Here is a 25,122-nt window from a genome sequence, read left to right on the forward strand (position 1 = left end):
ACACACAGAAGGAGGTGAACACCATGAAGAAGACCGGATCCCTCAAGAAGATCACGGTGCGTGTTGCCGGCCCCGTCCGCCTGACGGCCGCCGCCAGCGCCATCTACGGAAACACCTGCGAGCCGAACATCCCCACCCTCCCCACCTTCCCCTTCCCGCACTGATCCGCCGGGGGGGTGCCGCCCCGCACCGCGGGGCGGCACCCCTCGATCGCTGAAGGAACCCGTCATGAGTGGCACTGTCGAGTACGATTCCGGCGATGTCGAGCTCGACCTGCCGGTCACTGTGCATCCCCTGGTCTATCTCGACGAGGGCGAGACGACCACGCTGGGCCGCCCGGACATCGACGCGTATGTGATCCTGCCGACCGACGGGGCCGAGCTGGTACGCCGTCTGGCCGCGGGGGACACCCCACGCCAGGCCGCCCTGTGGTACGAGTCGACCTACGGCGAGGAAGCCGATGTCGCCGGACTGATCGCCGATCTCGGCGAGGTGGGCCTGCTGCGTCCGGCCGCCCGGGGCCCGGTGTCCGCCATGGACCCGGCCGCCACGGACCAGGCCGCCAAGGACCCGAGCGGTATGAACCCCGCCGGCACGGACTCCGCCGCCGGCGCGCCGGCCGGCGAAGGGCCCGTACGCTGGCAGCGGCTCGGGAAGGCCGTCTTCTCCCCGCCGGCCGCGGCCGTGTACGCCCTGCTGGTCGCCGCCGCGATCACCGCCTCCGTACTGCGCACGGATCTCGCGCCGCACTACCGGCACATCTTCTTCTCCGACTACTACACCATCGTCGAACTCGGCCTGTTCGTCGGCCAGGTGCCGCTGATGCTGCTGCACGAGGCGGCACACGCGCTGGCCGGCCGCCGGCTCGGGCTGCGCACCCGGCTGTCGATCGGACGCCGGCTGTACTTCGTCGTGCTGGAGACCCGGATGGACGGCCTGGTCGTCGTCGAGCGCGGCAAGCGGTATCTGCCGATGCTGGCCGGTCTGGGCACCGACGCGGTGGTCTGGTCCGCGCTGACCCTGATCGCCGCGGCGACCCGGGAGCCCGACGGAAGCTTCTCCGCCCTCGGCAGGGTCGCTCTGGCGCTCGCCTTCAGCACGATCCTGCGCATGGTCTGGCAGATGTACTTCTATCTGCGCACCGATGTCTACTACCTGGTCACCACGGTGCTCGGGTGTACCGATCTGCACGGCACCTCCGTACAGGTGACGAAGAACCGCTACAACCGGCTGCGCGGCAGGACGGACCGGCTGGTCGACGAGTCCGTCTTCGCCCCCGCCGACCGCAAGGCCGCGCAGTGGTACAGCTGGGTGATGCTCGTCGGCTACGCGGTGATGATCACCAGTCTGGTCCTGGCCGGACTGCCCACGGCGTACCAGTTCCTGACGGGTGTTTTCGGCCGGCTGACCGGTGACCCCGCGACCGCGGAACTGGCCGACTCGGCCACGCTCGTGGCGCTCAACGTCATCCAGTTCGGCATCGTGGGTGTGCTGGCCTTCCGGGCCCGGCGGGCCAGGAAGTCGACACTCCGTCCCCTCAGTGAGTAGCCCCGCCGTTCCGGCGGGTACCCGTCGTGCCAGTGAGTAGGAGAGCAGCCGTGTCAGACGTCCCCCACCAGTGGATCCGCGCCCGCCATCAGCACGACCGGCGACGGCTGCTCGCCGCCGGGGACGAGGCGCCGGTGCTCGCCGTGCTCGACGCGCACCGCCGGCTGCGCGGCCCCTACTCGGCCGGCGGTGCCCTGATGCGCGCGGTGGTGCCCGAGGCGCTGCGGGACCGGCCCGGCCTCGTCGCCTCGCACGAGACGGAGATCCTCGCGCTCACCCCCGAACTGCGCGGTGTGGTGCCGGCCACCCGGGAGACGCTCACCTCGCTCGCCGTGCCGAAGGAGCGGACGCGTTTCTACTCCCGGCTGCGCACGGCCCGGATCGCCCACGGTCTGACGGAGTTCCTGCACGGCTATCTGCGCCACCTGGGCGGCGGTCCCCGGCTGCTCCTCGTGGACAACGCGCACGAGGCCGACCCCACCGACCAGGAACTGCTGGCAATCCTGCTGCGCCGGGCCGACCCCGCTCTGCTGCGGCTGCGGATCGCCACGGCGGCCGACGAGCTGAACACACCGCCGGGCCCGCTCGCGGAGCCCCTGCGCCCGGCCCTGGAGCGGTACGCGCGGGTGATCACCGGCGGGGAGACCCGACTGCCGCCGCTCCCGCCGCTGTCCGCGGAGGATCTCGCCGCCCGATGGGTCGACGGCGACTGCGTGGATGACGATCCCCGGCCGCGCGCCGCCTATGAAGGTCTCGCTCCCGCCGACCGGGCCGCCCTGCACGAGGCACGCGCCGACGCGCTCGTCGCCGCCGGTGAGCCCTCGCTCGCGCTCGGGGCCGTGCCGTACCACCGCGAACGCGGCGGGGATCCGGCCGGCGCCGGAGCCGGCGCGCTGCGCACCGCCCTGGACATCTGTGTGGACCTGGGCTTCTACCATGCGACGGTGGACTTCGCCGAGCGCGGTCTGGCCCTGGTCGACCCGGCCACGGCACGGCAAGACTGGTGGGCGTTCACCACCAAGAAGACCACGTCGCTGGCCGCGCTCGGCCGGCCCGAAGAGGCCCTGGTGCTGTACGAGGGGGCGCGCGCCGCCACCGACAGCCCGATGGTCCATATGCAGGCCGCCTACGCCACCTCGATGATCCACACCCGGTATCTCCCCCGCGACGAGCAGGACCACTCGACGGCGCGGGCCTGGGCCAACGCCGCGGTCGCCTTCGCCCAGGCGATCCCGGACCCGGGGGAACGCGCCTTCCAGACCGTCTTCAACCGCAACGGCCTGGCCCTGGTAGCCGTCCACGAAGGCAAACTGGACGAGGCGCTGGCGCTGGTCAGCGAGGGCATCACCTGGCTGGACCGGAGTCTGGAGGCCGACGAGCACGCGCTGCACCGCTCGGTGCTCAAGCACAACCGCTCCCAGGTCCTCATCGCGCTGGGCCGCTACGAGGAGGCCCTGACCGACCTCGACGATGTGATCGCCGTCGACTCCAATCACGCCGAATACCATTTCGACCGCGGCAATCTGCTGCGCAGGCTGAACCGGCCGGCCGAGGCCGTCGTCTGCTACGAGCGCGCGATGGCGCTGTCCCCGCCGTTCCCCGAGGTGGTGTACAACCGCGCGGACGCGCGGCTGGAACTCGGCGACATACCGGGCGCGCTGGCGGACTTCGGCTATGCCATCGAGCTCGACCCCGAACGGGTGGACGCGTATGTGAACCGGGCGAGCCTGCGGTACGCGACGGACGATCCGGCCGGCGCGGGCCAGGACATCGGCGCCGGTCTCGAACTCGACCCGGACAACGCCCCGCTGCTCTGTCTGCGCGGTCAACTGCTGGCGGCGTCGGACGCGGACGCCGCCCATACGGCACTGACCGGCCTGGTCACCGTCCACCCCGGCTACGCCCCGGCCTGGGCGGCCCGGGGGGCGGTCTCCTACGAGCGCGGCGAACTCATGGACGCGATCGACGACTTCGGCCGCTCACTGGACCTGGAGGACACCCCCGACGTCCGGTTCAACCGAGGAGTCGCGTATCTGGAGACGGGGAACCCCGACAAGGCGCTGGCCGACCTGTCGGCGGCGTTCGAGGCCACCGGCGACCCCGAGGCCCAACTCCAGCTGGGCGTCTGTCTGCTGAAACTGGACCGTCCCGCGGAGGCCAGGTCGGCGTTCCTGCGCTGTGTCGAGGAGGACCCCGCTCTCGCTCCCCGGGTCGAGGCGGAGACCGGCCTCGTACTCGACAGCGACAGGTACGGGGCAGGGGCCGGGGCGGCGCTGGATGTACGCCACGGGTGACACAGGAGGGCGCGGGCAGAGGGACGGCGCGGGGGCGCCCTTCCGGCACTCGCCCGCGCCCTCACCGTACGGCGCTCCCGCCCTCGCGGCTCAGGGCTGGAGACGCCGGACGGTCCACCCCTCCCCCTCGTCCGCGCGCTCGTAGCACAGCCGCTGGTGCAGCCGGTCCTGGCCGTTGGCCCAGAACTCGACGGTGTCGAACCGCAGCAGATACACGGCATAGCCGTCCGGGCGCGGCAGGGCGCCGCCGATCGCGGCGAGACGCCCGATCTCGGCCCGCATGGCCCCGATGTCGGCCAGTTCCTCGCTCTGGCGGGACACCACCGACGCCGGATGGGTGAACACCGGCCGGCTCAGCCATTTCTCGTCGGCCCGCTCGGCCCCGAGGTGTTCCACCGCCCCGCTGATCACCACCTGCTGGCTGGTCTCACGCCAGTACAGGGTGCCCGAGGCCCAGGGGTTCTCGCTGATCTCCCGCCCCTTACGGCTGCCGAGATGGGTCGCGAAGACGATCCCCTCGTCCGTGATCTCGTTCACCGCGACGATCCTGCTCGACGGCCGGCCCCGCTTGTCGGCGGTGGCCAGGGCCAGTGCCGTGGGCTCGCGCACCCCGGCCTGTACGGCGGTGTCGTACCAGTGCCGGAAGAGCCCGGACGGCCCGGGGGGCGGGTTGTCGTACTCCGGGAACGGGATCTCGACCGTCCCGGTGAGCGTTTCCGATCTGCCTCTGGTCACGATGGCCTCCTCGGGGAGTGAAGCGTCCATATGAGTAACGGCGTTGACGTCCGAGGAGATCAGATCAGGGCGCGGCCCCTCCCGAACAGGGCGCCTGTCCAACCGCTGCCGACCGGTGCGCCGACGGCCGCCCGGACCGCTCGGAAGGGGGGCCATGCGGGATCGCCGTTGCATACCACGACCGGTTCCCGCCGCGTCACCTCGGCGAGGAAGTGAAAGAGGTTATGCGTGAAAGAATCGCAATTGTCGATGATCAGTGTCCGTACGATGATTCCGCAGAGGGTGTCGGAGCCGTCTCCGCGACGAATGACGGAAACGACAGCGTCAATTCTTCATAATGACTTCGTAAAGGACGAGTTCCACCGTCTCGTCGCCCTCGGTCAAATGACGCCTTCGCACCGGACGCAGAGTCCGCCCGCATTCCCCGGCGAGCCGCAGCAGCAGACCGAGATCGCCGCGCTCGCTGAACTGGAGGAGTACGGTGCCGCCGTCGGTCAGCAGACCGGGCGCCTCGGCCAGATAGCGGCGGTGCGCACCGTAGCCCGGGTCGACATAGGCACGCTCGTGGTCGGCCTGGTACTCGTACTCGGCCGGTGCCAGCACATAGTTGGAGTGCCAGTAGACGGTGTCGAAGCGCTCCCCCTCCCCGACCGCGTCGAACAGGTCGCCGTGCAGTGACACGAGCCGGTCGGCGACCCCGTGCCGCTCGGCGTTCATGGCGGTGTTCCGTACGGCCAGGGCGTTGATGTCCGTCGCCACCACCCGCGGACAGCCGGCCAGCGCGGCCGTGACCGCGATGACGCCCGTCCCGGCCCCGATCTCCAGGAACGTACCGTCCGCACGGAACACGGGATCCGGGTCCCGGGCCTCCGGGAGCCCCAGCAGCTCCATGGCCACGCCGGTCGTGGGCGAGTGGACCGGAGCGAAGACCCCGTCCAGCAGATCCCATTCGCGGCCCGCCATGGCGAACACATCCGGCCTGTTCTCGTTCGCCTGAGATGCCCTGCTTCGAGCGAGCGAACTCGTATAACTCGCGATTTCTGTCATCCCTACCCCGCTAATCCTCGGACTTCGCTCTCCGCGATGCCCAGCCGTGATCATTTCCGAGTGCGGTGGTGGCCGGAAGGTCGCCTCGCGACAGCGGCGACCGGCCATATGGTGGTCGGAGCACCATGCCGAATCCCGTTTCGGGAAGGCGCGGCTTGACCCATGTAAATCCCATAACTAAAGTCCGGCTAATGATCTTGGCTTCGGGGCGCGGGGTCTTTCGTTTGGATCCGGCCGGATCAGCGAGCGGGGCCGGGTGCCGTGGGCCGCGGGGCGGAGGAGGGAGCCATGGCGGAGCCCTGGTGACCGACGACAACGCGGCGAGGCGCGACACCAGGGCACGCGAGCGCGGCACGATCCGAACGAGACGCCCCAGGGGGAACTGATGAACTCCGAGGACACGAGCGCCGGTTCTCAGGTGCTGGCGATCCTGGAACTGCTGGCCGACGAGGCGCCCACGAGAAGCTTCGAGGACCTGTTACGGGAGGCGCGGGAGCGCTCCCCCGACGACGTCCGGCTGCCCGACCTCGAACGCGCGGTCCGTATCGCGCTGGACATCAGGACCAGGACCGAGCAGCGGCGCCGGCGCCAGTCGGCGCTGGCCGCGCTGGTCGACGTCCTTCAGGACATGACCTTCCAGGAGGCGCTGGACGGCCGGCTCAGTGTCGTCACCCGGCACGCCAGACGGCTGCTCGACTTCGACATGGCGTATGTCAGCCTCCGGCTGCCGGGAGGCGGCAGTTATGTCCACAAGTCCGACGGAGACACCACCGCGCTCAACGTGGGACTGGAGATGGGCCCGGGGCAGGGGCTGGGAGACATGGCCCAGGAGCGGGGCGCCCCGTTCTGGACGCCCGACTATCTGAACGACGACCGGTTCCCGCACTCGGACGCCATCGACGAAGTCGTGCTCTCCGAGGGGCTGCACGCGATTCTGGCGGTGCCGATGACCTATGACGGCCGGACCGTGGGGGCGCTGTACGGCGCGTCCCGGGTCGTCCGGCACTTCTCGCCGGACGAGGTCAGTCTGCTGCGCTCCCTGGCCGATCTGTCCGCCTCGGTCATCGACGCGACCCGCCGTATGGACCGGGTCCGGGCGGAGCTGGACCGGGAGCGGGCCGAGAACTCCCGTATCGGCGCGGCCCTTTCCGAGAGCCGGTCGCTGGCCGAGGTCCAGGCCGCACTCTCCGGCATGTGCCTGGAAGGGGCGGATCTGTACGACATCATCCGGCTGGCGGCGACCACACTGGGCGCCGATCTCATGGTGCGCAACGCGCACGGCCTGGTGCTGGCCTGCACCGGCGAGGTCCCGGACGTCGACACGGCCACCCTGGTCGGGGCCATGGTGGGCTCCCATGCCTCGACCTCCGTGGTCGAGCTGGCCGGGAATCTGTGGGCCGCCCATGTCACCACCGGGGTGGAGGGCCCCGGGGTGCTGATCTGCCGGAGTCCGGGCCCGCTGAGCGACGAGGGACGGCGGCTGCTGTACTTCACCGCCCAGACCGTCGCCATGGCGCTGCTGCTGCGGCACAATCTCGCGGCGGCGGCCGGTCCGGCCCGTGACGAGTACCTCAACGATCTGCTCTCCGGCGTCCTCCAGCCCCCGCGTCATCTCGCCGAGCGCGCCCGCAGGCTGGGGCTCGATCCCACCGCCCCGCATGTGGTGGTGACGCTGCGGCCCGAGGGCGGCAAGCAGGGCGAGGCCGCGATCTGGGCCTCCTCCTACGCCTACCGGCTCTCCGGTCTCAAGACCCTGCGCGGCGAGTGCGTGGTGCTGTTCCTGCCCGGCTCCGACCCGTCGGCCGCCGCCAGGGCGGCGGCCGACGAACTGTCCCCTCTGCTCGGGCACGCGGTCTCGGCGGGCGCGGCGGGCCCGGTACGGAATCTGGCCTCGGTCGGCAAGACCTACCGGGAGGCCCTCCGCTGCCTCGACACCCTCGTCGCGCTGGGCGGTGTCGGCGGCACGGCGGCGGCCGGGGATCTGGGATTCCTCGGGCTGCTGCTCTCCGACGACCATGACGTCGGCGCCTTCATCGCCTCGGCCGTCGGACCGGTCATCGAGTACGACGCGCAGCGCTCCACGGATCTTCTGCGCACCCTGGACGCCTATTTCGCCTCCGGCGGCAGCCCCACCCATGCCGCGCAGGACCTCCATGTCCACACCAATACGGTCGCCCGCCGGCTGGAGCGGGTCACCGAGCTGCTCGGACCGGACTGGCAGCAGCCCGCGACCGCGCTGGAGATCCAGCTCGCGCTGCGTCTCCAGCGGGCCCGCCACAGTGTCTACCGGCCCGGCACCGCGCGGCCCCCGGCGGCTCAGGCGGACCGGTGCGCGTAGTCGGACGCCCGGGTGGAGGCCCCGGCCCGGGTGGAGGCCTCGATCAGGGCCGACACGGCGTGGGCGGCGGAGGCGAGTGTGATGTGCCGGTGCCAGCCGTTGAACGAACGGCTCTTGAAGTCCCTGAGTCCCATGTCCGCGCCGCTCGCCGCGAGATCGTGACCGGACCTGCCGCCCAGCCTGGTCATCCGCAGCAGGGCGCCGGTCGACATCGCCGTCATATTGGTCACCCACAGGGCGTCCGGCATACCGCGGGGGCCGTTCCACTCGGCGAGCAGCACCAGCTCCCCGTTCTCGTCGCCCGTACCGGCCCGGCGCCGGCCCGCCGCCGGGCCCGCGGGCTCCACGGACAGGGCCACCGCGAGCGTCCCGGGGGATCCGGCGGCCACGCCTGAGCGTTCCGTCAGACCCACCCGCCTGCGCAGCCCCCGGGCCGCCATCGCGATCTGCTGGGCGGTGAGCTGTCCGCCCGCGTGTCCGGGGAGCGCGGGGTCATGGACGACGAACCGGGCCGTGTCCGTGACCCGGGCGATCACCGGGACACCGGCCCGGGTGAACCTGTCCATGATGGCGGTGACATGGCCGATCTCCGTGTTCAGCACCACGGGGCGCGACGGCACCTTCCAGGAGCCCAGAACGTCCAGCACCGCCTCGACCGCGCACTCCTCCAGTGTCTCCTCGCCCGCGCCCTCCGGGATCTCGGCCTGCCGTCGCCGTGTCTCGTCCTGTGTCCAGGAGTCCGGCAGGAACAGCCGCCAGCTCACCGGGGTGTCGAGGGACGCCGAGGCGTACCACACCCCGAAGGCCCGCTGTCCGCGGAAGTTTCCCAGACGGGGATCGAGGACCTGCTCCACACCCACCGAGAGGTCGCCCGCCTTGGGGATCGGCATGGGGTGCACCACCCAGGCCTGCGGGGGGCTGAGCCGCGAGAGATAGACCGCCAGCGCCTCCCGGACGGGCTTCCAGTCCCAGGTGGAGCTGCTGATGAAGTGGTGCATACTCTGCTCGGCCGCCGAACCGCCCATGTGCGCGGCGATGTTACGGATGGACTTGCGGCCCGGGGTGTTCAGCGATCCGAGCAGATACAACTCGCCCTTGCGCCGCTGATCCCGCCGCGGGAAGGACGCGAACAGCGCATCCGCCAGCTCCCTGGTCGCCGCCTCCCGCAGATCCTCCTGCCCCTCGACCGCCATCCGCCACCGGGCGCCGGCCACATCACGTACGGCCGCCGCACCCTCATCGAACGACACGGTCACTGTCTCCCCTTCGGCACTGAGATTTCGGTCCGGCTCAACACTGTCCGATCCGGGGGTGTCACGCAGAGGTGTGCCCACGCCCTAACAGGGGCCCGGTCCGGTGGTGGGAACACCTCGTACCCGTCCGGGGCACCGCGCGGGGGCCGGGGACGCGCCCCCGCGCGTGAAAGGGGTGGTGGGCTCGCCGACACCCCGCCCGGACCGGTGCCCCTCGGCCGGGGTCAGTCCTCCGGCGTGGGGTGGGCGCCCGGCCCGTGCCGGCGCCCGGTCAGTGGCGTGGGTGTCAGGTCGGTGCTCTCCTCCCCCGGCTCCAGAAGCGTGTCGGCGGGACCGACGATCAGCGGGTCGGGTTCGCCGACGGCCTCCACGTCCTTGTTGGCGTAGTCCAGACGCCGCAGCAGACTGCGCATCGCCTCAAGACGCCCGCGCTTCTTGTCGTTCGTCTTCACGACGGTCCAGGGCGCGTACGGGGTGTCCGTGGCCCGGAACATCTCGATCTTGGCGACCGTGTAGGCGTCCCACAGATCGAGGGAGGCGAGATCGGTCGGCGAGAGCTTCCACTGCCGTACGGGATCGATCTGCCGGATGGCGAAACGGGTGCGCTGCTCGTCGCGGGAGACGGAGAACCAGAACTTCACCAGCAGGATGCCGTCCTCGGTGATCATCCGCTCGAACACCGGTGCCTGGCTCAGGAAATGCTCGTACTCGGCGGGGGTGCAGAAGCCCATGACGCGCTCCACCCCGGCCCGGTTGTACCAGGAGCGGTCGAAGAAGACGATCTCACCGGCGGACGGAAGATGTGCGACATACCGCTGGAAGTACCACTGCCCGGCCTCGCGTTCGGTGGGCTTCTCCAGGGCGACGACCCGGGCGCCGCGCGGATTGAGCCGCTCGGTGAAGCGCTGGATCGTACCGCCCTTGCCCGCCGCGTCCCGCCCCTCGCACACGACCACCAGGCGCTGTCCGGTCTCCCTGACCCAGCGCTGGAGCTTCAGCAGCTCGATCTGGAGCACGCGTTTGCGCCGCTCGTACTCCCGGCGCCGGACCTTTCTGCCGTACGGATAGTTCTCGCGCCAGGTCCGGATGGGCCGGCCGCTCTCGTCCAGCAGGACGGGCCGCTCGGGGCGCCGTTCGTCGACGGTGAGCCCGTCGAGCAGCGCCTCCCCCTGGCCGTCCGGTTTCTTCCGCTCAGCGGGCGGCATGGGCGGCCGCCCCTCGTACGGGAGGGAACGGGGAGCGTCGGGGAGAGAGCGGAGACATCACGGTCCACCTGCGTGTATCGAGGGGAGCGGATCGAGGGTGCTACGGACCGCATGCCGCTTCCTTTACCCCCTTCCTTTACCCCGCTGCCGCCTCTTCAGGCGGAAGAGACGCCGGAGAGGGCCCGGGAGGACGCACGGAAGCGGCGGCGGCGACCGGTTCACCGATCCGGGCCGCCGCCGTGCGCCAGGCGGCGGAGACCGCGCGGTGGGCACAGGCCGTGGCGACGGTCCGTTCACCGGGCAGAAGCACCGGGGCACCGATATGGACATGGAGGTCCGGCCTGCGCAGCGGAGCGGTGGCCAGACCCGCGAGCTGTTTCGCGGGGCCCCCGGAGACGAGCCGGCGCGCCCCGGCCTGGCCGAGCGGGACGACCGGGGCGCCGGTGGCGTGCGCCAGCCGGGCGATACCGCTGCGGAAGGGCCGGGGCGCGGCCTCACCGGCGTCCTTGCGGTGCGGGAGACCTCCCTCGCCGTAGAGCAGGACGAGCCGGCCCGCGGTGAGCGCCTCCGCGGCGCCCTCCAGCGCGTGGGCGGCCCGGGGATCGCCGCGGTGGACCGGCACGAAGCCGTCCCGGGTGAGTGCCGAGGCGAGCAGCGGGATCCGCCACAGCCCGGCGGCGGCCAGCACGACGGGCGCCACGCCGAGGCGGTGCAGGGCGGCGAGAACGACCGCCGGGTCGCCGAGCGAGGTGTGGTTCGCGGCGATGATGCTGCCGGGCCGCAGTTCGGCGTCGGTGTCGGCCGTGACCGTGAGGTGTCCGAAGAGGGGCACGACGGCGCCGGCGATACGGCTGAGCATGAACGGCCCTCCGGTCACGGCGAGTTCGGGTCTTCATCGTCGCCCGGTAGCCCCCGGACGGCGTGAGTACGCGTACTCAGGGATTCGGAGAGAGCCGATTCGGAAAGGGCTGATCCGGAAAGGGCCGCCGGGGACATCCCCGGCGACCTGCCGACCCTGGTCCGGTCGACGGCGTCTCGTCGGCCACGGAGGAGCGCGCGGACAGCGCGGCCGGGACCGATCGGCCCCCTACCGGTCCGACCGGTCCGCTTCGTACGGATCAGCCCCGGGCGAGACCGGAGACTTCCTGGGGGCCGGAGGAGACGGGGGCGGCCTGGTCCACGGAGGGCGCCTTGCGGCCGGGGATCGCGAGGGTGATGGCGGCCGCGACCAGCGCCACCACACCGCCGATGATCATGCCGGTACGGAACCCGTTCTCCGAGGGGATCTCGAATCCGCCCATCCGGACGGTCATCTGCGCCAGGACGACACCGACGACCGCGGCGGAGACCGAGGTGCCGACGGAACGCATCAGGGCGTTGAAGCCGTTGGCGGCCGCCGTCTCGGACTGGGGCACGACGGACATGATGAGCGCCGGCATGGCGCCGTAGGCGAGGGCGACGCCCGTGCTGCCGATGCAGACGACGATCATCAGACCCCAGGCGGAGCCCATCAGGAAGAGGGACGAGGCATAGCCGGCGGCGATGACCAGCGAACCGACGAACAGGGTGACCTTGGGGCCGCGGGCCGCGGAGAGCTTGGCGCCCACCGGGGAGAGAGCCATCATGAAGAGACCGCCGGGCACCATCCACAGACCCGCGGCCAGCATGGACTGGCCCAGCCCGTAGCCGGTGGCCTCGGGCATCTGGAGGAGCTGCGGCACGATGAGCGACTGGGCGTACATGGAGAAGCCGACGACGACCGAGGCGAGGTTCGTCAGCAGGACCTGACGCTTGACCGTGACCCGCAGATCGACCAGCGGGTCCTTGACGCGCAGCTCCCACCGGCCCCACAGCAGCAGCAGAACGACGGCCACGGCGGACAGACCGAGGGTGGTACCGCTCCCCCAGCCCCAGTCGGCGCCCTTCGAGACGACCAGCAGCAGAGAGAGCAGTCCCGCGCCGAGTCCGACGGCGCCCACATAGTCGAAGCCGCCCCGCCCGGTGGTCTCGGTGTGCGGCACGACCCGCCAGATCAGCACGCCGACCAGGGCACTGAGCCCGGCCGCTCCCCAGAACAGGATGCGCCAGCTCGCGTTCTCGGCGACGGCGGCGGCGATCGGCAGGCCGAGCGCTCCGCCGATGCCCAGGGAGGCGCTGATCAGGGCGATGGAGGAGCCCACGCGCTCGGTCGGCACGACATCACGGACGGCGCTGATGCCCAGCGGGACTATGCCCATGCCCATGCCCTGGAGAGCCCGTCCGATCACCATCAGGACGAGCGAGTCGGCCAGCGCGCAGGCCACCGAGCCCGCCACGAGGGGCACCACACAGATCAGCAGCATGCGCCGCTTGCCGAACATGTCTCCGAGCCGGCCGACGACCGGGGTGCAGATGGCTCCCGCCAGCAGGGTGGCGATCACCGCCCAGGAGGCGTTGGAGGGACTGGTGTCCAGTATCCGGGGCAGCTCGCCGACCAGGGGTACCACGAGGGTCTGCATCAAGGCGGCGACGATCCCGGCGCACGCCAGCACCAGGACGATCACCCCGGAGCTCGCGCTGGGGCCGGAGCCGGACTGTTGGTCGTTCACTGTGTTTCCCTCCACGGCAAGGATGTGCATCATGCAAACGATAGGCATCATACATGCGATATGCGCTATGCATATGGCGTGGTATACAAGAGGAACGAGCCCGGAAAAAGACGATGAAGGATGGTCGCTGTGGAGAGGGAGAGCCGACGGCTTGAGCGCGAGTTGATGCTCCTTGGGCGCCACTCCACATCTCCCCGGGGCAAGCGGGAGGGCGGCCTGATGGACCGCAGCGCCTACCTGCTGCTCAGCAGGATCGAGCTCGAAGGCCCGATGTCGATCGCGCAGCTCTCGGACGCCTTCGGACTGGACGTCTCGACCCTCAACCGGCAGACCTCCGCGATGCTCCGCGCCGATCTCGTCGACCGCGTCGCGGATCCCGACGGCGGTATCGCCCGCAAGTTCCGCATCACGCCCGTCGGCCGGAGCCGGCTCCACACGGAGCGCGACCGCGTGGTGAACGGCCTGGGAAACGTACTCGCGGACTGGACCCCCGAAGAGGTCAGCGCCTTCACCGACGCGCTGGAACGCTTCAACTCCGACATCGAACGCCGACTGGGCCGTGTCTGGCCCCGCCCGGCGCCCGGCGACCCGTCCACGGCCACCGCCGGCTCCTTCGGTGACGAAGCGGTCCCGGAACAGCTCTCCCCGCCCTCGCGGGGATGAGCGCCGGCGGACGCCCGTCCGTTCGCCGGCACTCGTTCGCCGGCGCTCGGCCGGTTTTCGGCCTTCCTGTCGCGTGATGGACGATCACATCGACGGCGCGTGCTACCAAGTGGCTGCGGCCGACGTCGGGTTGGGCGCCATATCCCCCAGGGAGCGGATCGATCGTGACTTCATCAAGGACATGGCGTGTCCGTGCCGCGGGCGTGGTGCTGGGTGCGCTCGTCGGCGCGGGGCTGGCGGGTTCACCGAGTGCGGCCGCCGCGGTCACGGTCGTCAACTGCCCCTCCGCCGCCTGTACTCAGGTGGCCGGCGGGCTCGGTGAGCCGGTCGGTTCCGCCTATGACGCGAACGGGCACGCCTACATCACGTACCAGAGCGGCGATCTGCGCGAGGTGGATCTGGCGACCGGGGCCACGAGCACGGTCGCACGCGGGCTCGGCAATCTGCGTGGCATCGATCTGGACGGCGAAGGCGGCGCCTACGTGGGCGACTTCGACGGCAATCTGCTGAAGGTGGACCTCGGCACCGGATCACGGGAACTCCTCGCCTCGGGGCTCGGTCCGCTGCACGGCATCGTCCATACGGCGGGCACGACCTATGCCACGGGCGGCAGCGGCAAGCTCTACGAACTCGCGCCGGGCGGGAGCGTCCGGGTCGTCGCCTCCGGGCTCGGTCTGTCCCAGGGCATCGCGCTCGACGGCAAGGGCCTGGCGTACACCGCCGACATGTTCACCGGCCGCGTCCTGGAGACCGACCTGGCCACCGGCGCCGTCAGGAGCGTGGCGAAGGAGTTCTACGAGCCGACGTCGATCTCGGTCGCGGCCGACGGTCTCGTCTACTTCTCCGTCGGCGACCAGGTCACCCGGCTGGATCCGGCCACCGGCCGGGGCACACATATCGCGACCGTCCGCGGGCTCAACTCCGTCATCTTCCGGCTCGACAGCGACGGAAACGCCTACGCGACGCAGGTCACCGGAGGCGGCTCGCTCTGGAAGATCAAGGGCCTGACCCGGTTGCCGTGACCCGGTCGCCCCGGTCGTCGTTGAGTGCGAGGCGGGCACCGGACGAGCGCGCCGTGACGGCCGGCCCAGGTCCTGTCCGGCCCTTCCCCAGGGGGTGGCCGTGATGGCCGATACGCAGGAGCCGCGCGCGCCGGGAGCCGGCCGGCCCGCCACGGCCGGGCCTCGGTTGCTGCTGAACGCCGAGCCGTTCGGCTTCGGGCCGGCGGCGGCCGTCGCCCTGCTCGCCGCGGAGCTCGCGCCCGACTGCGGGAGCATCGCGTACATCGGGGAGGGACACACACTCGACCTCCAGAGCAGACCGCCGTACCACGCGATCCACGACACGACGGGCCTGACCGAGGACGAGCGGCTGGCGCGGTTACTGAAGCTGGCGCCGCGGTACGACCTGTTCGTCACGGCCATGGATTCCGGGATGGCCGCGCTGGCCCGGCGCGCCGGTATGGGACTGGCGATCTACGACGCGCTCACGTAGTACTGGCCCGCCCTGCCCGCGGTCGCGTACGAGGCCGACCCGTACATCGCCCAGGACTTCTTCGGGGTACGGGAGCGCGTCGCGGCGGACGCCGCGCTGCGGGAGCGCGCCGTGGTCGTCCCGCCTGTCATTCCTCCCGGACGCGACTGGACGGCCGGGCGGCACGTCCTGGTCAATCTGGGCGGACTGGACAACCCGCTCTGGCGGCCGGACGACGCCGTCGCCTACGCACGTCTCATGCTGGCCGCCGTCCGCGCGGGCCTGCCTGCCGGCCGACCGGTCGTCGCCGTGACGAACCGGGGCATCGCCGCGGCGCTCGCCGATCCGGCCGTCGGAACGTACGACCACGGCACCATGCTGGAACTGATGAGCACCGCCGCGTACGCGTGCATGACCTCCGGACTCGGCAACATCTACGACGCCGCGACGACCGGCGTCCCCACCCTGTGGCTGCCGGGCGCCAACGACAGCCACACCCGACAGGTCCGGCTGCTCTCCGAACACGGCTACTGCGACGCGCGCCTGGACTGGGAGGACATCGGCCTGCCCGTCGTCGACCACACCGCGCCGCCGGCGGTGGTCATGCGGGAAATCAGCGGCGCCGTGCGCCGACTGGCAGGTGAACAGCGCCTGCGGGAACGGCTCGCGGAAGAACTCGCCGGTCTGACGGCCGGGCTCGGCCGCACGCCGGGCAAGGCACGGGCGCTGACGGACCGCTTCGGCCACGGCGGTATGCGACTGGCCGCCGCCGCCATTCTGCGGCGGGTCGAACGGAGCTCGGAGAACCCGTAGGTCCTGTCCGGGTCGGCCGGGCACCCCGCCGATGCTCACGTGCGCACCGGCGGCCGGTGCGCACGGAAGCGTCGGCGGCCGATGCGCGCGGGAGCATCGGCGTGTCAGCCGATGCCGGGCCGGCCACCGGCCACTTCCAGCACCTCTCCGGTGATGTAACTGGCGCGGTCGGAAGCGAGGAAGGCCACGGCCTCGGCCACTTCCTCGGGCTCGGCGACCCGGCCCAGCGCGGTGGTGTGGGCGATGGACTTCAGGGTGGCGGCCTCCATCGCGTCGGTACCGGGGGTCCGGACCGGGCCGGGTGCGACGGCGTTGACACGGATGCCCTTGTCGGCGTACTCGGCGGCCCAGACTCTCGTCAGCTGCTCCAGAGCTGCCTTGGAGGCCGCGTACATACCGGTGCCCTGGGTGGCGACCGAGGCCGCGAGAGTGCCGACGTTCACGACCGATCCGTGTCCGCGCGCCACCATGCCCGGGGCGAGCTCACGCACCAGCAGATACGGAGCCCTGGTGTTCAGGCCCATGTGCAGATCGAACAGTTCGTCGGTCATCCGCGAGGTGGGCAGGAACTTGTAGACGCCAGCGTTGTTGACCAGGATGTCGACCTTGCCCGCCTCCATCGCCAGCCGCAGCACTTCCGCGGTGTCGGTGAGATCGGCCTCGACGAACCGGGCCCTGCCTCCGGCGGTCTCGATCCCGGCCACGACCTCATCGCCGCGCCGGGCGTCACGGCCGTGTACGACGACCTCGGCTCCCTCCTGCGCGAGCTGAACCGCCACGGCACGGCCGATACCGGCGGTGGCGCCGGTGACCAGGGCGGTCTGTCCGGACATCTCCATGTCGTTTCCCATCGCACGTCTCCCATCGGACGGCGAGCCGAGTGGCGCGTCCCTTCCAACGTATCCGCACGACGGCGACCGTGCCTGATGCGCGAGCCGGGCATCACGCAAGATCGCGCGACATCGTTGTCAGGACGGTGTTCTCGCTCCTCGCTCACATGGAGAAGGGCCGGGGGCTGGTGCGGCCGGTCCCCGGCCCCGCTCCGTCCCCGACGCGCTACTCCGTCAGATACGCGTCCAGCACCGTCTGCGAGAAGACGTTCCCCGCACGGTCCTTGACATCGGCCCGGAACGAAACCGTGCCGCCCGCCGCCGGGTTGACCACCCGCACGCGTCCATCACGTACCGCCGCCTTCGACCACGACGTACCACCGTCGTACGAGACGGACACCGTCAGGGCCTTGAGGTTCCGGCCGGCGGCCGAGCCCTGGACGGTGACCGGCACACTCTGCGTGGCGCCCGCCACGGCCCTCGCGTCCAGGCCGAGTTGCGGCGTGTAGCGCACCACGCTCGCGGGCAGGGCGGTCGGCTTCCCGGTGTGTCCCGAGGTGAACTCGGCCGACCAGCTCACCCGCGTGGTGACCGCCGATACGCCCGTGGTGGCGCGGCCGACGGTGGTGACCAGCCGGTATCTCGCCCTCTCCGTCGGGAGATCGAAGCCCACCGTGTCCAGGACGCCGTCGGCCGTGGCGTACTCCTCGCCGTCGCGGTAGAGCGTGGTGGACGCGGTGGCGGGGTCGTACAGACTGCTTCCGTCATGTCCCGCGCCGTCGGCGAAGGGACGTATCGCGCCGGTCAGCCGGTCGCCGTCGCGCGTCAGACCGCCGCCCTCGACGAGCGCGGGCCCGAAGACGGCGGTGTTGAAGTCCTCGGTGTACGACTTTCCGCCGCGGTACACCCGGGACGGAAGGCCGTACTGCGTCTCGGCCGTCCCTCCGCGCCGCTGCTGGAAGGTCCGCTGCCACGCGTAACCGCCCTGGAGATACGAGGTGGTCGTGCTCGCCAGGTCGGTGAAGGTGATCGGTACGGAGGTCGGGAAGTCCGGCGTCGAGGCGATCTGCCCCCAGCGCCCGCCGGTGACCGTGCCGCCCGTGTTGACCGTCACCTTCGCCAGGTCTCCGGCCTTCGCGTGCTGGACATGTCCGGTGTAGAAGGCGTTCTTGAGGGTGTCGGCGAGCAGATAGTCCGTGCCGTCGCCCGCCCAGGAGGAGAGCAGATACGAACTCACCGTGCCCGGCCGGGGCTTGGGGCCGACCTGCTGGGTACGGAAGCCCTCCGACAGGTTGCCCATGTAGAGGATGATCGGTCCCGGCGCCTCCCGCGGCGAGATGGTCAGGAATCCGGACTGGTACGAGGCGTCCGGGTCCGGCGGTGTCATGTCGACCAGCTCGGTCGCGCGCGCGTCGACCGCGAGCACCGTGTCCTTCGTCAGTTCGAGCCGGGGCGCGGCGACCCAGTCGTCCCCGATGTACACGAGGTCGGGGCTGAGCAGCGGGACCTCGCCGAGGATGGTGTAGATGCCGCGTGGCAGGCGCACCTGGGCCGAGCCGTTGTCGCCGGACACCCTGACCATGGTCTGCGCGCCCAGGTCGTAGATGAACGCCGTCCAGTCGCCGTCCGCCGGTGCGGAGCCGTCGCGGGCCGTGGCCTTGAGGGTGAGGTCGTACATCTCGCCCTCGCGGAGGACGGCGCCCGCGGTGCGTACGCTCTGGCCGCCGCCGGTCGCGGTGACGGCGAGGCTGTAGACGCCTTCGGTATCGCCGCCGAGCCTCGGGTCGGCCGTGATGTCCACGGACGCGGTGCCGTCGGCCGGGACGGTGACCCGCGAGGCGCCGAGGGCGAAGAAGCCGGCAGGCGCTTCCGCGCCCGTCGGACCGGTGGCGGTGGCCGCGAGATCGAGGGTGAGCGGCTCGGTGCCGGTGTTGCGGTAGGTGAGCGTCCTGGTGATCGGCTGGTCGTCGGTGTGCGGCCACGCCGGGGCGCCGAAGCTCAGTGAGGCGGGCTCGGTGACCACGCTCTGGGTGATGGCGTGTGTCACGTCGACCCGGCCGCTGCCCTGCTCGACCGCGCTGTACGGGCCGGGCTTCGCGGAGCCGGTCAGCGCGGCCTTGAGCCGGGGACCGCTCCAGTCGGGGTGCTGCTGGGCGAGGAGCGCCGCCGCGCCTGCCACATGCGGGGTGGCCATGGAGGTGCCGTCGAGCGTGACATATCCGGGGGCGGGATGCGGTACGCCCGGATTCTGGTCGATGACACTGCCCTTGGCGGCGGCCGCCGTGATGGCGACCCCGGGCGCGGTGATGTCGGGCTTCGCCCCGCCGTCGCCGATGCGCGGGCCCCGTGAGGAGAAGTCGGCGATCGCGTCCTGCTTGTCGACGGCGCCGACGGTGAGCGCGCCGTCGGCCGTGCCCGGTGTGCCGACGGTGGAGTCGCGCGGCCCCGAGTTGCCGGCCGCGATGACGAACAGGGCTTTGGCGGAGAGCCTGTTGACGGTCTCTTCCAGGGGATCCACACCCGGGGTGTCGGGGCCGCCGATGGAGAGGTTGACGATCTTCGCCCCCTCGTCCACGGCCCACTCCATTCCGGACATGATCGCGGACTCGGTGGCCGCGCCGCGGTCGCCGGCCACCTTGCCGATGAGCAGTTGCGCGCCGGGGGCGACGCCCTTGTACCGGCCCTTGGACTGGGCGCCGGTCCCGGCGACGATGGAGGCGACATGGGTGCCGTGGCCGTAACGGTCCATGATGTCGGCGGAGTCGGCGGAGGTGAAGTTCTTCCCGGCGACGACCTGGCCCGCGAAGTCCCCGTGGTTGGTGTCGACACCGGTGTCCAGGACGGCGACCTTCACGCCCTTGCCGTCGTGTCCGGCGGCCCACGCGCTCGGCGCGCCGATCTGCGGGACGCTGACGTCGAGCGTCGTCCTGAGCAGCCCGTCGAGCCGTACGGAGCGGACCCCGGACGCGAGCCGCAGGCCCCGCGCGGAGCGCGCGGTCAGCGAGGCCCACGCCTCGGCCGCCGCACTCGTCCGTACGGTCAGCGCCTCGCTGTCCACGGCGTCGATCTCGGCCCGTACGGTGGTGCCGTCCTGCGCCCGTAGCTCCGCGCGGGCCTCCTGGCCCGCCGCCTTGCGCGCCCCGGAGCCGTAGTACGAGACGAGCAGCGGCACCCCGTCGCCCGTGAGGGTCCGGTACTCGGGGCGGCTCAGTTCGGTGACGTCGAAGAGCCGGATGTCCAGCTTGTCGGTGGCGATCAACCCGGCCGCGTCCGCCGGGAGTACATACGAGTGGCCCTTGACCTCGCGCATCTGGACCGGTACCGAGGCACGGCCCGGGGCGGGCCGCAGTCCGACCGTCTTTCCGTGATCGTCGACCAGGACCCGGTCACCGGTGATCAGGGTGACCTCACGCGAGGCCTCGGCCCCCGCCGGGGCGGCTGTCGGCGCGGCCCATGTCCGCCCGGGGGCCGCCTGCCCGGAAGCTGTCGGTCCTGTGGCCGTCTGTCCTGTGGCCCCTGTAGCCATCTGTCCGGAAGCTGTCTGTCCGGAGGTACGGGCCGGGGCGGGGCCGGTCGCCGCCGTGCCCGTCCCGGCCGTCGCCGCCAAGGTGAGTGCCGCCGCGCCCGCGACGACGACGGCGGCGGTGCTGCTCCCTGGTCTCCGTGTCCTGCGCGGTGCTCTCCGCAACGTGCCCCCTTGCCCAGTCGGGGCAGCCTGTTGCGCCCCGGACGGAGATGCCGAGGGCATGGATTCGCCCCTTGGCGCGGACACGCTAAGAGCCCCATGATCGTCCCGTCAATCAGGCGAAAAGGAGCATAAGGGAGCAGGTGAAGACGATTGGTCCAGACCCTTTATGGATCTCCGGCGCCCGGACATCCGAAAGGTCCGTTCCTGCACTCGGGAAGGTCCGTTCCGAGATCCGGGGAGGTCCACTCCGAGACTCGGGAAAGACCTTGGCGCGGACCTCTCTGCCGGGCGCCGGGGCTCAGTAGCCCCGCTGGCGGTTGTCCTCGGCCGCCTCTTCTCGCCTGCGGACGCGCCGCTGACGTTCCGCCACCAGCTCTCCCACCGCGTCCTCGACCTCCGTGAGCACCCGCTCCACCGTGTCGTCGAGCACGCCGGGGGCCTCCTCGGTCGGAGCGTCGTGGATTCCGCCGTGGATTCCTACCGCTGCCGCGAGGGCGGCGAGGACGGGCTCGTCCGCTGCCCAGCGGTTCGCCGCCTGGCGCCGGGCGGGCGAATCGGTCAGTACCGTACGACTGGTACGCAAGACCATCCAGCGGCGTCGCTGTTGCGAGGTGATCTGCCCTTGCGCCTCCAGCTCGGCCAGATAGACGGCGGCCAGACCGCGGCCCCTGCGCCACAGCCAGTCGGAGACCGTCTCGTAGGGCGCTTGCCGGACGAGCGACGACGCGGCCTCGCCCAGTAGGCGGTCCGTCATCGCCGGCGGGTCGTCCGGTGTGTCGTCCGGCACGAGGTGATCGTCCTCCAGCCTGACGGCACGGGCGTTCAGGAGGTCGATCACCTCGGCTCCCGCGAGCGCCAGCGACAGATCGCCCCGCTCCACCGGGCGGCCGGACGGCATGTCCATGGAGACGAGGAACAGGTCCCGCGATGTGGTCATGCCTCTCGCCGCCTCCAGGGCATCGGTAACGCCGGGCCCATCGGCACCCGGCCTGCCGTGGCAATTCTCGCTCCCGGTGACCGCGTATGCCAGTGAGGGAGGACCGGCGTCCCACGGACGACTCCCTCGTTCTCTCCCCTCTCCCCCTCCCTCGTCAGCCCCGGAGCCGCCCCCACGGCTTCCCGACAGCTCACCGCGGCCCGCGCCGGCTTGACCCTGACGTACGCGTCAGGGGTTAGCGTCACCGCACGCGGACGACGGACGCGCGCGCCCTGCCGCGCTGCCCGACCTCACCCCACCCCACCCCAGGAGCCCGAACATGACCGCAGCCCTGCCCCGTACCGCCCGCGAGGTCCGGCTCGCCGCCACCCCCGAGGGACTGCCCGCGCCCGAACACTTCGCCGTCGTCGGGACACCGCTGCCCGAGCCCAAATCGGACCATGTCCTGGTCAGGAACCGGCACTTCCTGGTCTTCCCCGGTCTGCGCACGCTGATCGGCGGGGAGGTCGACGGCGTACCGCTGCCACCGCTGCGCGGCGGCGACACCCTGTTCGGTCCGGCCGTGGGCGAGGTCGTGGCCGCGCCGGCCGGCGGCCCGCTGCGCGTGGGCGACACGGTCACCCATCTGCTCGGCTGGCGGGAGTACGCCCTGGTGGCCGCCGCCGACTGCACCCCTGTGGACGGCACACTGTCCGACCCGGTCGCCCACCTCACCTCGGGATCCGCCGCCTACGGCGCGCTGACCCGTCTCGCCGAGGTCCGCGCGGGGGACACCGTATTCGTCACCGGCGCGGCGGGCGGCGTGGGTTCCCTGGCCGGGCAGATCGCCCGGCTGCTGGGCGCCGGCAGGGTGATCGGCAGCACCGGCTCGGCGGAGAAGGCCGAGCGACTGGTCGCCGAACTGGGCTACGACGCGGTCGTACTGCGCGGCGCCGGTCCCATCGCCTCGCAGCTCGCCGAGGCCGCGCCCGAGGGGATCGATGTCCTGCTGGACAACGTCGGCGGCGAGCAACTGGTCGCGGCACTCGGCGCGGCCCGGCAAGGCGCGCGTTTCGCCCTGGTCGGAGCGCTGTCGGGGCAACTGTCGGCAGAGCGGGCCGGCGGCAGCGCGCCGGTGGAGATCGACGCCTTCCGTCTGGTCGTCAAGGGCGTCTCGCTGCGCGGATACAGCGGCGCGGACCACCCCGAGATGGAGAAGGAGTGGACCGGCCGGTTCGGCGACTGGCTGCGCTCCGGTGAGATCAGCTTCCCCCACACCCGGATCGCGGGCATCGATCGCGCGCCGCTGGCGTTGCGGGAATTGATCGAAGGCCGGCACTTCGGGACCGTCGTCGTGGAACTGTAGTCGTAGTGCCTGCCGTAGCCCCCGTCCGTCAGCCGGGGGCCGACGGAGGACGGAAGTGGGGGACGAAGGATGCGGATCGGCGAAGCGGCGGCGGCGACCGGCACGACGCCCAGGGCGCTACGGTTCTACGAACAGCGCGGATTGCTGCCCCCACCCGTCCGTACGGCCTCCGGCCAGCGCGAATACGGTCCCGCCGAGATCGAGCGGGTCCGTGTCATCCGCGAGCTGCTGGGTCTCGGACTCACCGTCGAGGATCTGCGCAGCTGCGCCGACCGCCTCTATCTTCTCTCCGAGAACCCCGGGCGGCGGTGCGGTTCCGTCGAAGCCGGTGCCGTCGAGGCCGGTGCCCCCGCCTCCGGCGTCGTCGGCCGCAGGCTCGCCGCGCTCGACGCCGAGATCGGCCGGCTGACGGGAATCCGCGAGAACCTCGCGCGGCGCGCCTCCGGAAACGACTGACGGACGGCACCGGCCCGGCCGTTCGCGCCCCGGCCGTTCGCGCCGGACCGCCTGTACCTGTCTGTGCCTGTGCCCGTGCCTGTCAGAACCCGGTCAGGACGCCGTACCGCTCGGCTCGGCGGCCAGCAGTCGCCGCCGTATCTCCTTCTCCTGGGCCCGCCGCGCGGTGACATCCCTGATGACCGCCCCGACATGGCTCGCGTTGCCGTCGGAATCGGTCAGCAGCACCACACTGAACTCGATCGAGACGGTCGAACCGTCCGCGGTCAGCGCGGGCACGGCCAGGAGGTCGTCATCCCCGTACTTGCTGGCTCCGGCGGCCATGGCCGCCACGAATCCGTCCCAGTGACGCTGCCGGTGCTTCTCGGGAATGATCACATCCAGATCGCGCCCGGCCACCTCGGCGGCCGAGTAACCGAAGATCCTCTCGGCGCCCCGGTTCCAGTAGCGGATCAGCCCTTCACGGTCGATGATCACCAGACCGTCGGGCGCCTTGGCCGCCATTCCGAGTACGACTTCGGGGTCCAAGTCTTCCATGACACCTCCGAGTTGGGGTGATCCATCGCCATCGTTCCACCGATGCGTCGACCCACCGGCCAAAACGATTGTATGCAGTAGACGACACCCGGGGCACTGGTTCCGCCCTGTCTTCGGTCCGCGAGCCGACCACGCCGCGCGGGCGTGGTCGGCTCGATCCGCCCGTCGTCCGCCCTACGGCGGGCCAGGCCCTAGCCCTCGGTGTCGTCGAACCGCGCGTCGAGGACCTCGTCGAGTTCGGCCGCCCACTTCTTGAGCTGCTCCCTGGACGAGCCCTCGACATCGTGCTGGAACCAGCGCTGGGAGGACGTATAGACCGTGATGCCGAAACGGCGCCCGAACCGCGGGACGTCCGTTTCCACCGCCTTGATCTCCTCCCAGTCGAAATCGGCCTCCTCGCCGTCCAGCCGAAACCTGATTCCGGCGTGGTCGGCGAGGATGACTCCGCGCCGGTCCGACGCCTCGAAGACGGGTCCGTCGTCTTCCTGTTCCTCCTCGGCGGGCGTCACCGCTTCGCTGTCGGCCACCTTCCCTTCGGCGGAGCCGGCGGTCTTCTCCCCTGGAACGGCGTCTTCGGAGTCTTCCGGCGGCGTGTCCACCGCCGTCGGCTCCGGGGCCGGGGCGTTCTCGTCCGCCTCATCCACCCCGACAGGGTGCGAGGGCAGCAGCCCGGGTACGTACGCCGGATCGGTCCCGGCCGGGTGCGTCGGCAGAATTTTGGGATCTGTGTGTTGCTCCACGGGGAGCAGTATGGCCGACATCCCTGTGTCCACAACCGCCGGGCGGAGCAGTCGGATCCACCGGGTCCGCCGGACGGCGATCGGCCGTGGGGAACGAACGCCCCGGATATGGATGAGCCGGGTCGGGTAGGGCAGCCTGAGGGCGTCGAGCGACGCACGGGGGGGATGGAACACATCGTGGTGGTCGAGTCCGTGAGGTACTTGTCGCGGTGTTCGGACTGCGGCTCGGTGACGGAGTGCGTCGGCGCTCAGGCGTTGGTCGGGCACACCCTGGAATGGGACATCGGCCACCACTGCCCTTCCTGTGGCATGACTCTGCACGAGTGCGGGCCAGGGGGCGGCGACATGCCGGAGGATCTGCGCGGGCGTCTGCTGGCCGAGCACGGTGCGGCCCGGGTCGCCCTCGGCGATCCTCCGGCGCGTCCGCCGCGTCCGGCCACCGTGATGAAGGTTCTCCGTGCCGAGTTCGGCGGCGGCCTGGCGGATGCCAAACGGATGCTCCAGCAGATCAGGGACGGCGCGTTCGTGGGGACGATGCCGGAGACAGCTCTTCTCGTCGAGCGCCTGCGTGCCGCCGGAGTCGAGGCGGAGGCCGAGCGGCTGCCGCCGGGCGGAGACCAAGTACGTTGATC

Annotated in this window: 22 protein-coding genes and 1 pseudogene; 11 read left to right on the forward strand and 12 right to left on the reverse strand. The window is 71.3% G+C overall.

Annotated elements, in window-relative coordinates; all coding sequences use genetic code 11:
• Positions 1–23: 23 nt before the first annotated feature.
• From OG214_RS02900 to OG214_RS02910, 3 genes are all read left to right on the forward strand, one after another.
• A complete protein-coding gene (locus tag OG214_RS02900; protein ID WP_363086306.1) occupies positions 24–164 on the forward strand; it encodes a hypothetical protein in 141 nt (46 codons plus the stop codon).
• A gap of 64 nt (positions 165–228) precedes the next feature.
• Positions 229–1,548, forward strand: a complete 1,320-nt coding sequence (locus OG214_RS02905) for a hypothetical protein (RefSeq protein WP_405983654.1) — start codon at positions 229–231, stop codon at positions 1,546–1,548.
• A 50-nt stretch (positions 1,549–1,598) separates the two neighbouring features.
• A complete protein-coding gene (locus OG214_RS02910) occupies positions 1,599–3,842 on the forward strand; it encodes a tetratricopeptide repeat protein (RefSeq protein WP_405983655.1) in 2,244 nt (747 codons plus the stop codon).
• Positions 3,843–3,932: 90 nt separating this feature from the next.
• Here OG214_RS02910 and phzG read toward each other — a convergent pair whose 3' ends face one another.
• Positions 3,933–4,577: a phenazine biosynthesis FMN-dependent oxidase PhzG gene (gene phzG / locus OG214_RS02915; protein ID WP_405983656.1), complete on the reverse strand. Its 645-nt coding sequence runs from the start codon at positions 4,575–4,577 to the stop codon at positions 3,933–3,935.
• A 324-nt stretch (positions 4,578–4,901) separates the two neighbouring features.
• Positions 4,902–5,624, reverse strand: coding sequence for a 50S ribosomal protein L11 methyltransferase (locus OG214_RS02920; RefSeq protein ID WP_405983657.1), 723 nt, complete (start codon positions 5,622–5,624; stop codon positions 4,902–4,904).
• Between the two features lie 385 nt (positions 5,625–6,009).
• On the opposite strand from OG214_RS02920, the gene OG214_RS02925 reads away from it, so the two are divergent.
• The gene (locus OG214_RS02925) at positions 6,010–7,962 is read left to right on the forward strand and encodes a helix-turn-helix domain-containing protein (RefSeq protein ID WP_405983658.1); all 1,953 of its coding nucleotides are present in this window, start codon (positions 6,010–6,012) and stop codon (positions 7,960–7,962) included.
• On the opposite strand, the gene OG214_RS02930 is transcribed toward OG214_RS02925, so the two are convergent.
• The 4 genes from OG214_RS02930 to OG214_RS02945 form a co-directional block, all read right to left on the reverse strand.
• A complete protein-coding gene (locus OG214_RS02930) occupies positions 7,941–9,212 on the reverse strand; it encodes an IS701 family transposase (RefSeq protein ID WP_405983659.1) in 1,272 nt (423 codons plus the stop codon). The genes OG214_RS02925 and OG214_RS02930 overlap by 22 nt on opposite strands.
• Before the next feature lie 227 nt (positions 9,213–9,439).
• Positions 9,440–10,420 carry a polyphosphate kinase 2 gene (gene ppk2 / locus OG214_RS02935; RefSeq protein ID WP_363084885.1) on the reverse strand — a complete coding sequence of 327 codons (981 nt, stop codon included), beginning with the start codon at positions 10,418–10,420 and terminating at the stop codon, positions 9,440–9,442.
• Between the two features lie 136 nt (positions 10,421–10,556).
• On the reverse strand, positions 10,557–11,279 hold the full coding sequence (locus OG214_RS02940; RefSeq protein ID WP_405983660.1) for a lysophospholipid acyltransferase family protein: 723 nt from the start codon (positions 11,277–11,279) through the stop codon (positions 10,557–10,559).
• Between the two features lie 259 nt (positions 11,280–11,538).
• Positions 11,539–13,008: an MFS transporter gene (locus OG214_RS02945; RefSeq protein ID WP_363084887.1), complete on the reverse strand. Its 1,470-nt coding sequence runs from the start codon at positions 13,006–13,008 to the stop codon at positions 11,539–11,541.
• Between the two features lie 120 nt (positions 13,009–13,128).
• On the opposite strand from OG214_RS02945, the pseudogene OG214_RS02950 reads away from it, so the two are divergent.
• From OG214_RS02950 to OG214_RS02960, 3 genes and pseudogenes are all read left to right on the forward strand, one after another.
• A pseudogene (locus OG214_RS02950) lies at positions 13,129–13,584 on the forward strand (MarR family winged helix-turn-helix transcriptional regulator); the annotation flags it as partial.
• A gap of 251 nt (positions 13,585–13,835) precedes the next feature.
• A complete protein-coding gene (locus OG214_RS02955) occupies positions 13,836–14,693 on the forward strand; it encodes an SMP-30/gluconolactonase/LRE family protein (protein WP_405983661.1) in 858 nt (285 codons plus the stop codon).
• A gap of 103 nt (positions 14,694–14,796) precedes the next feature.
• Positions 14,797–15,165, forward strand: coding sequence for a hypothetical protein (locus OG214_RS02960; RefSeq protein ID WP_405983662.1), 369 nt, complete (start codon positions 14,797–14,799; stop codon positions 15,163–15,165).
• Here OG214_RS02960 and OG214_RS02965 read toward each other — a convergent pair.
• Positions 15,147–15,296, reverse strand: coding sequence for a hypothetical protein (locus OG214_RS02965; RefSeq protein WP_405983663.1), 150 nt, complete (start codon positions 15,294–15,296; stop codon positions 15,147–15,149). The genes OG214_RS02960 and OG214_RS02965 overlap by 19 nt on opposite strands.
• Here OG214_RS02965 and OG214_RS02970 point away from each other — a divergent pair.
• On the forward strand, positions 15,277–15,957 hold the full coding sequence (locus OG214_RS02970; RefSeq protein WP_405983664.1) for a hypothetical protein: 681 nt from the start codon (positions 15,277–15,279) through the stop codon (positions 15,955–15,957). The two genes, OG214_RS02965 and OG214_RS02970, sit on opposite strands and share 20 nt — an antisense overlap.
• Before the next feature lie 104 nt (positions 15,958–16,061).
• On the opposite strand, the gene OG214_RS02975 is transcribed toward OG214_RS02970, so the two are convergent.
• The 3 genes from OG214_RS02975 to OG214_RS02985 all read right to left on the reverse strand — a co-directional run bounded on the left by OG214_RS02975 (position 16,062) and on the right by OG214_RS02985 (position 21,412).
• On the reverse strand, positions 16,062–16,808 hold the full coding sequence (locus OG214_RS02975) for an SDR family NAD(P)-dependent oxidoreductase (protein ID WP_405983665.1): 747 nt from the start codon (positions 16,806–16,808) through the stop codon (positions 16,062–16,064).
• Between the two features lie 205 nt (positions 16,809–17,013).
• The gene (locus tag OG214_RS02980) at positions 17,014–20,475 is read right to left on the reverse strand and encodes a S8 family peptidase (protein ID WP_405983666.1); all 3,462 of its coding nucleotides are present in this window, start codon (positions 20,473–20,475) and stop codon (positions 17,014–17,016) included.
• Positions 20,476–20,773: 298 nt separating this feature from the next.
• Positions 20,774–21,412, reverse strand: a complete 639-nt coding sequence (locus OG214_RS02985) for a GPP34 family phosphoprotein (protein ID WP_363085386.1) — start codon at positions 21,410–21,412, stop codon at positions 20,774–20,776.
• Positions 21,413–21,731: 319 nt separating this feature from the next.
• Between OG214_RS02985 and OG214_RS02990 the strand changes: the two genes are divergently transcribed.
• Both OG214_RS02990 and OG214_RS02995 read left to right on the forward strand, forming a co-directional pair.
• Positions 21,732–22,757, forward strand: coding sequence for an NADP-dependent oxidoreductase (locus OG214_RS02990; protein ID WP_363085385.1), 1,026 nt, complete (start codon positions 21,732–21,734; stop codon positions 22,755–22,757).
• Positions 22,758–22,826: 69 nt separating this feature from the next.
• Positions 22,827–23,213 (forward strand): MerR family transcriptional regulator, encoded by a 387-nt coding sequence (locus tag OG214_RS02995; RefSeq protein ID WP_363085384.1) that lies wholly within the window; start codon positions 22,827–22,829, stop codon positions 23,211–23,213.
• A 93-nt stretch (positions 23,214–23,306) separates the two neighbouring features.
• On the opposite strand, the gene OG214_RS03000 is transcribed toward OG214_RS02995, so the two are convergent.
• Both OG214_RS03000 and OG214_RS03005 read right to left on the reverse strand, forming a co-directional pair.
• Positions 23,307–23,750, reverse strand: coding sequence for a PAS domain S-box protein (locus OG214_RS03000; RefSeq protein WP_363085383.1), 444 nt, complete (start codon positions 23,748–23,750; stop codon positions 23,307–23,309).
• A gap of 191 nt (positions 23,751–23,941) precedes the next feature.
• Positions 23,942–24,490: a hypothetical protein gene (locus OG214_RS03005; RefSeq protein WP_363085382.1), complete on the reverse strand. Its 549-nt coding sequence runs from the start codon at positions 24,488–24,490 to the stop codon at positions 23,942–23,944.
• Between the two features lie 309 nt (positions 24,491–24,799).
• Between OG214_RS03005 and OG214_RS03010 the strand changes: the two genes are divergently transcribed.
• Entirely contained in the window at positions 24,800–25,120 is a 321-nt protein-coding gene (locus tag OG214_RS03010) for a hypothetical protein (protein ID WP_405983667.1), read from the forward strand.
• Positions 25,121–25,122: the final 2 nt, after the last annotated feature.

Source organism: Streptomyces sp. NBC_00872 (assembly GCF_045161915.1).
Taxonomy (GTDB): domain Bacteria; phylum Actinomycetota; class Actinomycetes; order Streptomycetales; family Streptomycetaceae; genus Streptomyces.

What these genes read in the sequence shown, in the direction of transcription:
- OG214_RS02900 (WP_363086306.1), top strand. Translation starts at nt 24, where the DNA reads ATGAAGAAGACCGGATCCCTCAAGAAGATCACGGTGCGTGTTGCCGGC.
- OG214_RS02905 (WP_405983654.1), top strand. Translation starts at nt 229, where the DNA reads ATGAGTGGCACTGTCGAGTACGATTCCGGCGATGTCGAGCTCGACCTG.
- OG214_RS02920 (WP_405983657.1), bottom strand. Translation starts at nt 5,624, where the DNA reads ATGACAGAAATCGCGAGTTATACGAGTTCGCTCGCTCGAAGCAGGGCA.
- OG214_RS02925 (WP_405983658.1), top strand. Translation starts at nt 6,010, where the DNA reads ATGAACTCCGAGGACACGAGCGCCGGTTCTCAGGTGCTGGCGATCCTG.
- ppk2 (WP_363084885.1), bottom strand. Translation starts at nt 10,420, where the DNA reads ATGCCGCCCGCTGAGCGGAAGAAACCGGACGGCCAGGGGGAGGCGCTG.
- OG214_RS02940 (WP_405983660.1), bottom strand. Translation starts at nt 11,279, where the DNA reads ATGCTCAGCCGTATCGCCGGCGCCGTCGTGCCCCTCTTCGGACACCTC.
- OG214_RS02960 (WP_405983662.1), top strand. Translation starts at nt 14,797, where the DNA reads ATGGCCGATACGCAGGAGCCGCGCGCGCCGGGAGCCGGCCGGCCCGCC.
- OG214_RS02965 (WP_405983663.1), bottom strand. Translation starts at nt 15,296, where the DNA reads ATGACAGGCGGGACGACCACGGCGCGCTCCCGCAGCGCGGCGTCCGCC.
- OG214_RS02975 (WP_405983665.1), bottom strand. Translation starts at nt 16,808, where the DNA reads ATGGGAAACGACATGGAGATGTCCGGACAGACCGCCCTGGTCACCGGC.
- OG214_RS02985 (WP_363085386.1), bottom strand. Translation starts at nt 21,412, where the DNA reads ATGACCACATCGCGGGACCTGTTCCTCGTCTCCATGGACATGCCGTCC.
- OG214_RS02990 (WP_363085385.1), top strand. Translation starts at nt 21,732, where the DNA reads ATGACCGCAGCCCTGCCCCGTACCGCCCGCGAGGTCCGGCTCGCCGCC.
- OG214_RS02995 (WP_363085384.1), top strand. Translation starts at nt 22,827, where the DNA reads ATGCGGATCGGCGAAGCGGCGGCGGCGACCGGCACGACGCCCAGGGCG.
- OG214_RS03000 (WP_363085383.1), bottom strand. Translation starts at nt 23,750, where the DNA reads ATGGAAGACTTGGACCCCGAAGTCGTACTCGGAATGGCGGCCAAGGCG.
- OG214_RS03010 (WP_405983667.1), top strand. Translation starts at nt 24,800, where the DNA reads ATGACTCTGCACGAGTGCGGGCCAGGGGGCGGCGACATGCCGGAGGAT.